Source organism: Mesorhizobium sp. M4B.F.Ca.ET.214.01.1.1, from assembly GCF_004791545.1.
Classification (GTDB): Bacteria; Pseudomonadota; Alphaproteobacteria; order Rhizobiales; family Rhizobiaceae; genus Mesorhizobium; species Mesorhizobium abyssinicae.
Window position 1 is genome coordinate 1 of the sequence record NZ_SRUX01000049.1, and the last position, 825, is coordinate 825.

General features: G+C 60.7%; 1 protein-coding gene. It reads right to left on the reverse strand.

The genetic code is table 11. From position 1 onward, the window contains the following. Window positions 1-794, reverse strand: a 794-nt coding sequence (locus EN857_RS33230) for an adenylate/guanylate cyclase domain-containing protein (protein ID WP_348630925.1), incomplete at its 3' end; no start/stop codon positions are given. Window positions 795-825 lie beyond the last annotated feature (31 nt).

Genomic DNA, 825 nt, shown 5'->3' on the forward strand with positions numbered 1-825 from the left:
ACTTCCTCCTGCAGGTCAAAAACGTCCTCCAGCCCGCCGTCGAAACGGTCGGCCCATAGATGTGCTCCCGTTGTCGCGTCGATAAGCTGCCCGGTGATGCGAATCCTGCTCGCCGCCTTGCGCACGCTCCCTTCAAGCACGTAGCGCACACCAAGCTCGCGTCCGACCTGCTTGATGTCCACTGCCCGTCCCTTGTAGGTAAAGCTCGAGTTGCGCGCAATGACGAACAGCCAGCGCGTCCGGGACAGCGCGGTGATGATCTCCTCAACCATGCCGTCAGCGAAGTAGCCCTGCTCGGGGTCGCCACTCATGTTGTCGAATGGCAAGACCGCGATGGACGGTTTTTCGGGAAGCGTCAGCGTATCCCGTGTCGAGAATGCCGAAGTGGGTTTTGCTCGACTGACCCGATAGGCGCGCACCGCCTCCACGATGTTGTGGACCTGATGGCTGCCGAGGTCGGTGTAGGCATAGTCCAGTTTGCCTTTGACCTGCTCGTAGACGTTGCTCGCGACGCAGACGCCGCCAGGTTCTGCAAGCTTCTCGAGCCGCGCGGCGATGTTCACGCCATCACCGTAGATCGTATCGTCCTGTGCAATCACGTCGCCCAAATTCACGCCCATGCGGAAAGTCATGCGCTTGTCTTCGGGCAAACTTGCATTGAGAGCGGCCAAACCCTCCTGGGCTTCGACCGCACACTGCACCGCGTGGACTGCGCTGGCGAATCCGACAAGAAGGCTGTCGCCAGCGGAACCGACGATGCGTCCGTGCGATGCTGTGATCTTGGGCTCGATCACTTCAGCGCGAAGCCTCTTCAGCTGTGCAAGC